The following is an 8,549-nucleotide window of genomic DNA, read 5'->3' on the forward strand; positions in this document are numbered from 1 at the left end:
CATTTGGGACCCCTCACGGGTGCGCGGCGGGGTGTGTGGGTCGCGCGGGGTGCGCGGGGTGCGCGGTCGCGGGGTGCGCGGGGCTACTTGCTCGCGCGCCAGGTCTTCTCCTTCTTGATGTACTCGTTGTCGGCGAACTCGGCAAAATCCGACTCATCGGTGATGCGCCTCAGCTCGATCTTGTTGCCGGGGCCGAGGGGCGCACGGGTCGCCCAGGCGATTGCCTCCTCGCGGGTCGGCACGTCGATGATCCAGAAGCCGTTGAACAGTTCGTGTGATTTGCCATAGGGACCGTCCGAGAGGATGGGTGCTTCTGACGTGAACTCGATGACCGCGCCCTGCGAAGCATCCGTGAGGCCCTCGCCTCCCGCAAGCACTCCGGCCTCGATCATCGCCTCGTTGTAGGCACCCATCGCGTTGAGCGTCGCCTCGAAATCCATGACTTCGAGCTTCTCGGCGGCGCCGCTGTTGCGCATGATGAGCATGTATTTGGACATAGTCGTCTCCTGTAGTGGTGGAGGGTGGGTAGGCCCGTACGTCTACTATCGCTCTGCTCGGCGACGGCCGAAATGGGCGGATGCCCAGGGTTGCGTTCTGGCCGCGAGCGGCACAGCTGCCGAGGGTCCCAAATGGCGGCTGAGGGGGCGCCAATAGCTGCCGAGGGGGCGCGCCAATAGCTGCTGAGGGGTCCCAAATGCGTCGAGCGGATGCTCACGAAGGCACATTTGGCACCCCTCGGCGGGTGGGCGGCGAGCTACGGAAGCAGCTCGGCGATGAGCGCCTCCACGCGCGACCGGATGTCGTCTCGGATCGGCCGCACCTCATCGAGTGTCTTGCCCTTGGGGTCGGTCAGCTCCCAATCCTCATAGCGTTTGCCCGGAAAGATCGGACAGACATCGCCGCAGCCCATCGTGATCACCACATCCGAATCCCGCACCTGCTCGGTGGTCATCAGTTGCGGAACGCCCTGAGAAATGTCGATGCCCTCTTCTGCCATCGCAAGAACCGCTACCGGGTTAATCTCGCTGCCCGGTTCAGATCCGCCCGAGCGCACATCGATCGCCCCGCCCGAGAGAGCGCTCATATACCCCGCGGCCATCTGCGAACGGCCAGCGTTGTGAATGCAGACGAAGAGAACCACTGGCTTATCTTGCATAGCTCAGCCTCCGGTGAAAGTGAGGGGGTAGGCAAAGTGCCGTACCCCCAAACTAGCCGGAGCGCTGAGCCTGCCGGCGTACTGAGCTGGCCGGACTACTGAGCCAGCCCGAGCGCCGAGCCGCCACAGCAAAACAGGCCCCTACGACGCGGGCAACCAGGTTCGCGCCGCCGTGACGAGGGCGGTGACCCCCAGCGTGATGGTCGGCTCGATGATGGGAGCGTAGTGCGGCGAGTGGTTCGACGGCACGGTGAGCAGAGCGGGGTCGGTCATGTCTCCCGTGGTGAACAGCGAGGGATCTGTTCCGCCGAGCAACCAGTACGAGAGAGGCGCTCCCGAACTCGTCGCGAGGATTCCGACATCTTCGCTGCCGGCTCCCGCACCCGGGTCCATGATCTTGTCTTCGCCCAGCCAATCGGCAAAGGCACCGAGGGTCTTGGCCAGGGCATCCGCATCGTTGGTCACAATGGGAAACCGCTCGATTTCGGTGACGGTCGGCTCTTGCGGGGCTCCCGAGGTCGCCGCTTCTCCCTTGACGATTCGGTCGACACTGCTCAGGATGCGCTCCCGCACGCGGGTGTCGTAGCTGCGGATGTTCAGCTGCAGCTCCGCCTCACCAGGGATGACGTTCGCGGCGTCTCCGGCATGAAAAGACCCGACCGTGAGCACTGCCGTTGCCGTGCTCGGAATCTCACGCGAAATGATGGTCTGCAGCCGAAGCACCGTCGATGCAGCCATGACGACAGGGTCGATCGACGCCTCGGGCATCGAGCCGTGGGCACCCTTGCCGACAAGGTTGATGCGCAGTGAATCGGATGCTGCATACGACGGCCCCGCGTGCCCGGCGATCTTGCCAGCAGGCAGGGGTGCAACGTGTTGCCCCAGCACAATGTCGGGCCTGGGGAACCTGTCGAAGAGCCCGTCGTCGACCATCGTCTGCGCGCCGGCGCCGAGTTCTTCTGCTGGCTGGAACACGAGCATGAGGGTTCCGGCCCAGCTGCCTTTGTCGGTGATCAGCGCCTCGGCAGCGCCCAGCAGACACGTTGTATGCAGGTCGTGGCCGCAGGCGTGGGCGACAGGGACGACCTTGCCACTGGCATCCTTCGCCGTCACAGTGCTGGCATAGGGCAGGCCCGTGTCTTCTTTGACCGGGAGGGCATCCATATCGGCTCGAATCAGCGCGGTGGGCCCGGAGCCATTCTTGAGAATGCCCACGACGCCGGTCTTGCCGACGCCCGTGGTGACCTCGTAGCCGAGTTCGGTGAGCCGCTTCGCCACGATCTCGGAGGTGCGATGCTCCTGGAAGCCCAGCTCGGGATGGCTATGAAGATCGCGGTAAAGATCTTCGAGTGTGGGGTTGATCGTGACGTTGTCGTGTGCGCTCATCTGCCTGATCCTCTGGTTGGAATAGCTCAGCTACTGCCAACCCTGCGTCTGCATGCGCGGCGAACCAATGGAGTTCGGCAGACTTTCAGGCGTTGTAACCGCACTCACAGGTAACACACCGCACAGTTCGGCTCGCTATCAGCCGAGCGCGACGACCAGCCCGAGCACAAAAAGGAGGGCCGCGACCGGCACCATGGTCCACCGCTCTTTAGGGCTCCGTGACATGGCGTTCATCACGATCCCTACCAGCGAGTAGGCCACGATGACCCAGACCCCGACGTCGACCACAATGCCCGGCAGAACCGCAGGAACCAGGGCCGCCTTCATAAGAAAGAACCAGGCGAAAACGGCGTACAGGACTATCGAGACGACACTTCCCGCCCGTTTGTTTCGAGGAAGAACCCGATCCGCGCCGCCCCAGGCGAATTCGCCCAGGGGAGCGCCGGCAATGAGTGCCGCCTGAAACACGGCGAGCGCGGCAAGGATGACGCAGAGGGCGACGGCGGCGAAGGCAACAAGGGTCACAGTCGAGAATGTATCAGTGACCACTCGGGCGGCGGATGGTTAGTGGCCGAGCGCCCCAGCATCCGTCACCGAAACGTCGGTTCGGTGAAAGTTGAGGTGTGAGCGCGACGCCGTGGGGCCGCGCTGACCGAGGTAGCGCGAGAATGTGGCGCCGGCGCCATAGGGCTTCTGCGAGGGCGACGTGAGCTTGAAGAAGCACAGCTGGCCGATCTTCATGCCCGGCCACAGCTTGATGGGCAGGGTTGCAACGTTGGACAGCTCGAGGGTGACATGACCGGTAAAACCGGGGTCGATGAAGCCGGCCGTGGAGTGGGTGAGCAGGCCGAGACGACCAAGCGAACTCTTGCCCTCAAGGCGCGCCGCGATGTCGTCGGGCAGGGTGACCTGCTCGAACGTAGAGCCGAGCACGAACTCACCGGGGTGAAGGATGAACGGCTTGTCTGGATCAACCTCAAGCAGGTGAGTGAGCTCCGGCTGATCCTCTGCCGGGTCGATGTAGGGGTACTTGTGGTTGTCGAACAGCCGAAAGAACCGGTCGAGCCGCACGTCGACACTCGACGGCTGCACCATCTCTGCCTCGGTCGGGTCGAGGCCAATGCGGCCAGCGGCGAGTTCGGCGGTGATGTCGCGGTCGGAGAGCAGCATGTCCCGAGAATAGTGGATCAGATGGCTGCGAGTTCTTTGCGCAGCACCACCATGCGCAGGTCGTCGCGCAGCGGCACCCCAAACCGGTCATCCCCGTAGGGGAACTCGCGAAACTCACCCGTGCGCGCATAGCCGCGCCGCACATAAAAGTCGATCAGCTCCAGGCGGGGCTCGATGACCGTGAGTTCCATGCTCGTGATGCCCCATGTATCCGCCGCCAAGTCCTCCGCGTACTGCAGAATGCGCTTGCCGAGGCCGGCACCCTGGCCACCGGGCCGCACCGCAAACATGCCGAAGTACCCCGTGGTGTCGTCGGACTTGGCCACATGCGCACACCCCACCAGCTGGCCGTCATCGTGAGCGAGCAGCACGAGGCTATTAGGGCGGCGGATGTCGCGGGCGAGCACGAGCGGATCGATGCGCTGCCCATCGATCAAACCCGCCTCGGTGGTCCACCCCTCGCGGCTTTCGTCCCCGCGGTAGGCGCTCGTGACAAGCTCCACGATTGCAGCAACATCGGCTTCGATTGCCGGGCGAAACTCGAGGTCAGTCACCGCCTGAGGTTACCGGTTCGCGCAAGGGTCTCGTGCAGGATTCTCCACTTTCGGGGACGGCGCCACCGCGCACGCCCGGTGTGGACGCCGCCCCGGGTCGCTAGTATGGACGAGTTGACCCGCCTGCCGGGTCACGCGCGGATGTAGTTCAATGGCAGAACTTCAGCTTCCCAAGCTGATAGCGCGGGTTCGATTCCCGTCATCCGCTCCACTAGCTGCTCAGTCCCGCAGGCCAGGGCCGTGCGGCGGCCCGTCCTGCAGCACTGCCGCCAAGCGGCGTCGCGCGCGGCGGTACGGCTCGGGGTCGATCACGAATTCGCCTTCGGCCTCCTGCAGTTCGCGGATTCCCTCGTCGCTGACCGTGATCGACATCGCCACAATGAGTCGTGCCTCCGCCTCACTGTCGCCGTCGGGGAGGCGAGCCAGTTCGCGGTGGGCGTCGAGCCACGCGGCTATCACGGCGACGAGACGCTCGCGACTCACGTCACTTGCCCAGGACACCGCTGTCGTCGTACCCGGCTCGCGGGCGAAGAGGGCGAGGCGTCGGCGGGTGAGGTCGTCGTCGGCCTGGCCACGCACCGATTCAGTGACGATCAGGGATGCGGCGACCACCAGGTCGTGGCGGTGCGTCGTCAGCAACCTCTCGGTGAGGGCCGGGTCGTATTCGAGCGGCGCGCCGAAGATCGCCTCCTCAAGGGAGGGGAAGTAGTTGAAGAATGTGCTGCGCGAGACCATTGCGACGTCACAGATCTGATCGACGGTGACATTCTTGATGCCGCCCTCGTAGGCAAGGTCAACTGCGGCACGCTCGATTTGCCGTCGGGTGAGGCGCATCTTGCGCTCGCGCAGGCCTTCAGCCACGTGGACCTCCCTCGGGCACGATCGCGTAAGTACCCACGATACGTGACCGGGGCCGCAATGGACGGCCCCGGTCTCGCTCGACTACGCCTTGCGAGTGCTGGCAGCGCGGCGGAGCCGCACGGCCGTGAACATCGCCCCCGCGCCCAGGAGCAGACTGAGGGCAAGCAGCAGGGCGCCGGACGGGTCAGTCCCGGTCGTCGGGAGGGGGGCACTCTCGGTGTCGGCGGCACCCCCACCACTGGGGACGCTGGCTGCCTCGGTCACGGTGACCGTCACGATGGCGGTACTCGCGAGCATGGTCGGCGCCTCGGGCACGAAGCGCAGCATGACCTGGTGGGTGCCGACGGGCAGGCCGGAGAACCTGGCGGTGCCCGCGCCGTTGACGATCTCGAACGCATCACCCACGGGGTCCCCGCCGAGGTAGGCCTCGACGTGACCTCCGACCGGGTCTCCCGGCGCGGCGAGCCTGGTCAGGCTCGATGCAACGGCGGCCCGCACGTCGAGGGTTGCCGGATCCGCCGTCGTGCCAGCCGCCGTCGGTGCCGTCGCGGTGAGCGCCGTGGTGATGCCGCGCACCTCCAGTGCCGTCGGCGCCGAGGCGGATGCCCCGAAGCCGGGTGCCGGAACGAAGCGGGCCGTGACGCCATGAGCACCGACCGGCAGCATGTCTGCGTTGATCACGAAGCGCGCCTCACCGTCGTCGGCATCCGGGTCGCTGTCCATACCGGCCGGGGCGGTGTGCACGACCTCCCCGTCGAAGACGAACTCGATCATGCCGCGTGGGTCGACATCGACGCCGAGCATCGCGTTGGTGACCGTCGCTGTCATCGTGAGCGGCTCATCCGCTCGCACATCCGAGGAAGACAGCGTCAGCGTCGTGATCGTATCCACCGCGGTCACGGTGAGCGGATGCGCCGCCGCCGTCGACATGGCGAAGTTGCCGTTCGCATCGCCCAGGAAGGCGACCGTGAGCTCCGCGGTGCCCCACGGGATGACGACGTCATCGAACAGCACCTCGCCGTCGGCGTCGAGCGGCGAGTACATGAGGGGCGAGCCGTCGGCGAGCAGCACGGCGTGACCATCGACACCGGCCGGCGTCGCGGTGACCTCGGCGATGACATCCACCTGACCGAACGCGCGGATGCTCGACGGTGCACTCGTGATCGTGGTCGTCGTTGGCGCTTGGGCCACCGTGAACGAGACCGGCGCGCTTGCCGAGGGCAGCGCATCCGTGGTGCCCGGGTCGCTGTCGATCACGCCGGCGAAGCGCGCGACGACCTCGTGGGTGCCCGCCTGCGGCGCCCAGGTCACGGGTGCCGTCGCGGTGAAGGGGCCACCGCCCGCAGAGTTGAGGGGGCTCGTCCCCACGGCCGCGCCCTTGACCTCGATCGTCACCTGCTCACCAGTGAGGTCGACGGCACCGCCGGGCTCGACCGCCGCGCCGACCGTGAGGGTGTCGCCGTAGACCGTCGGGGGCGAGACAATGTCGAGGGTCGTGGTCGTCTCCACTTCGCTCGGCCCCGGCGGTGCGGGCGGGGTGGGCGCGACCACCGTCACGGTCGTGCTCGCGGAGGAGTACGTCGAGCGCTCCTTGTAGTCACGCTGCGGGACGTTCGGCTTGAAATCGGCGCGCACCTGGTAGGTGCCGGGGTCGAGCGGCGGAATCGTGAACGTGTGGTCACCCCCGGTGCCGCCCCACACGACCCGCTTGTTGTCGACATACACGTCCACCCAACCGTCGAGGGGTGTGTTGGGCGTGCGGTTGTCGGCGGTGCGCACCCGCAGCGGGATGCCGTCGCCTGCCACGACCTGCGATGGTGCACTGACCGTCGTGGCGCTCGTCATGGGGACCATGATGCGAACGGTTCCGCTGTTCGCGAGCGGCCCGAAGTAGTCGTGCATGTCTTCAGGGCGCCGCGCATCCCTGTCGATGCGGACTCCGGCCATGTAGTCGATGACCCAGCTCGCGCCGGCCCCGCCTCCAGAACCGCCGGAGGAGCTGAGGAACTTGCGCCCTGAACCGCCGGCGGAGCCCGATGCCGGCCAGCCGCCGCCACCACCGCCTCCGCCACCGCCGTTTGTGCTGGAGGCCGCCGAGCCGGAGCTCTCTCCGTGCTTCATGTAGCGGGGGAAGGTTGAGTCGTCGAGGCCGTTCTTGCCCACGGCACCCGGATGCGCGCCCTCGCCGGATCCGGGAGCATACGTCGTGATCGTGCGCCCGTCGGAGGACCCCGCGACGCTACCCCCGGCCTCACCGCCCTTCACGTAGGTGAACTTGCCACTCTTGTCGCCCTCGCCCGCGTAGCCGCCGATGGCGCCCAGGAGGCTCAGGAGTCCAGCGAGGCTCATCGACATGCCCGCGTTGCCGGTGTATCCGCCTGCTCCACCACCGCCGCCGGCGACCGCGATGATTCGGCCGTTGAGTCTGACTGCCGCCGCACCGCCTCCACCGCCGCCGTTGGCACCGGCGTGGCTACCTTTTCCGCCATCCCCTCCGTTGACGAATCCGGCGCCGCCCTTGCGCTCGTCGCCGCTGCCGTGGGCATCCTTGCCCGCATAGACGGTCAGTCGGTCGCCCTCCGTCACCGGGACGAACACCGCGAAGTCGGCGCCGCCCCCGCCAAGGACGTTGGAGACAATTCCGCCTCGCCCTCCGCGCAGTCCGACGAGCACCTCAGTGACGCCGGCGGGCACGATCCAGTCGGTTCCGCTGGGGCTGTCGAACTCGAAGATCTGCTGGGGTGCGGGCGCCGCATGCGCAGGGCTTGGCGCCTGGAGGCCGATGCCGGTGAGTGCGAGCGTGGCCACGGTCAGCAGAGCGACCGTGCGTCGCGCTCGGGGTGTCACCGGGCGGGGCTGGGTGCCGCGGCGCGCGGCACGGGAGTGGCGAGAAAGTTGGATCACAGTCCAAGATTATAGTTGAGGCTATATATCATGCACCTTCCCACTCCGAGGACTCACCCCATGACCCGACTTGTCCCCTCCCGCCGCTGGCGCGCCGTGAGCGCCGCCACAGCGATGACGCTCGCAACAGCCCTCGTCTCGATGGGACTCGTCCTTGGCGTGGCGGCGCCCGCATCCGCCGCCCCCGCAGGCTTCAGCGATGACCAGCGCGAGGTCGTGTTCACGAACCCGAGCGGCACCGACTGGACCGTCCCAGCGGGCGTCGATGTCGTCTATGTGGGCCTTCGCGGCGGCGACGGCGGCAATGCCGGACGCGCAGGCGCTGGCGGTCCCGGCGCGAACATCGTCGTACGCGTCGATGTGGCGGCCGGCGACATCCTCACGCTCCACGCAGGACTCTCGGGGAACGGGAGAACCGGAGGCTCCGGGTACCGTCCCGGCAGCAACGGAGGCAAGGGCAGCCTCGATGGCAAGGACGGCGGCGGCGGCGGCGGGGGCGCCGCACGGCTCGTGGACGG

8 protein-coding genes, 1 tRNA gene and 1 pseudogene are annotated in these 8,549 nt (G+C 67.0%); 2 read left to right on the forward strand and 8 right to left on the reverse strand.

What is annotated here, in order from left to right; all coding sequences use genetic code 11:
• Window positions 1–83 precede the first annotated feature (83 nt).
• The 6 genes from AC062T_RS05735 to AC062T_RS05760 all read right to left on the reverse strand — a co-directional run bounded on the left by AC062T_RS05735 (window position 84) and on the right by AC062T_RS05760 (window position 4,266).
• A complete protein-coding gene (locus AC062T_RS05735) occupies window positions 84–497 on the reverse strand; it encodes a YciI family protein (RefSeq protein ID WP_476028225.1) in 414 nt (137 codons plus the stop codon).
• A 257-nt stretch (window positions 498–754) separates the two neighbouring features.
• Window positions 755–1,156, reverse strand: a complete 402-nt coding sequence (locus AC062T_RS05740) for an arsenate reductase ArsC (protein WP_476028227.1) — start codon at window positions 1,154–1,156, stop codon at window positions 755–757.
• A gap of 141 nt (window positions 1,157–1,297) precedes the next feature.
• Window positions 1,298–2,542: an amidohydrolase gene (locus AC062T_RS05745; RefSeq protein WP_476028229.1), complete on the reverse strand. Its 1,245-nt coding sequence runs from the start codon at window positions 2,540–2,542 to the stop codon at window positions 1,298–1,300.
• A gap of 138 nt (window positions 2,543–2,680) precedes the next feature.
• On the reverse strand, window positions 2,681–3,067 hold the full coding sequence (locus tag AC062T_RS05750; RefSeq protein ID WP_476028231.1) for a hypothetical protein: 387 nt from the start codon (window positions 3,065–3,067) through the stop codon (window positions 2,681–2,683).
• A gap of 39 nt (window positions 3,068–3,106) precedes the next feature.
• Window positions 3,107–3,712 (reverse strand): dCTP deaminase, encoded by a 606-nt coding sequence (gene dcd, locus AC062T_RS05755; RefSeq protein WP_476028233.1) that lies wholly within the window; start codon window positions 3,710–3,712, stop codon window positions 3,107–3,109.
• Window positions 3,713–3,729: 17 nt separating this feature from the next.
• Window positions 3,730–4,266, reverse strand: coding sequence for a GNAT family N-acetyltransferase (locus AC062T_RS05760; protein WP_476028235.1), 537 nt, complete (start codon window positions 4,264–4,266; stop codon window positions 3,730–3,732).
• 137 nt (window positions 4,267–4,403) lie between these two features.
• Between AC062T_RS05760 and AC062T_RS05765 the strand changes: the two genes are divergently transcribed.
• Window positions 4,404–4,477: transfer RNA gene (locus AC062T_RS05765), tRNA-Gly, on the forward strand.
• A gap of 8 nt (window positions 4,478–4,485) precedes the next feature.
• Here the strand turns inward: AC062T_RS05765 and AC062T_RS05770 are convergent.
• Window positions 4,486–5,127, reverse strand: coding sequence for a TetR/AcrR family transcriptional regulator (locus AC062T_RS05770; protein WP_476028237.1), 642 nt, complete (start codon window positions 5,125–5,127; stop codon window positions 4,486–4,488).
• 81 nt (window positions 5,128–5,208) lie between these two features.
• Window positions 5,209–8,031, reverse strand: coding sequence for an Ig-like domain-containing protein (locus tag AC062T_RS05775; protein WP_476028239.1), 2,823 nt, complete (start codon window positions 8,029–8,031; stop codon window positions 5,209–5,211).
• Window positions 8,032–8,091: 60 nt separating this feature from the next.
• Here AC062T_RS05775 and AC062T_RS05780 point away from each other — a divergent pair.
• Window positions 8,092–8,549 (forward strand): annotated as a pseudogene (locus AC062T_RS05780) (hypothetical protein); the annotation flags it as partial.

It is taken from the genome of Homoserinimonas sp. (assembly GCF_056262345.1).

Excerpts from the sequence above, each read along its gene's own strand:
- AC062T_RS05735 (WP_476028225.1), bottom strand. The coding sequence starts at position 497 with ATGTCCAAATACATGCTCATCATGCGCAACAGCGGCGCCGCCGAGAAG.
- AC062T_RS05740 (WP_476028227.1), bottom strand. The coding sequence starts at position 1,156 with ATGCAAGATAAGCCAGTGGTTCTCTTCGTCTGCATTCACAACGCTGGC.
- AC062T_RS05745 (WP_476028229.1), bottom strand. The coding sequence starts at position 2,542 with ATGAGCGCACACGACAACGTCACGATCAACCCCACACTCGAAGATCTT.
- dcd (WP_476028233.1), bottom strand. The coding sequence starts at position 3,712 with ATGCTGCTCTCCGACCGCGACATCACCGCCGAACTCGCCGCTGGCCGC.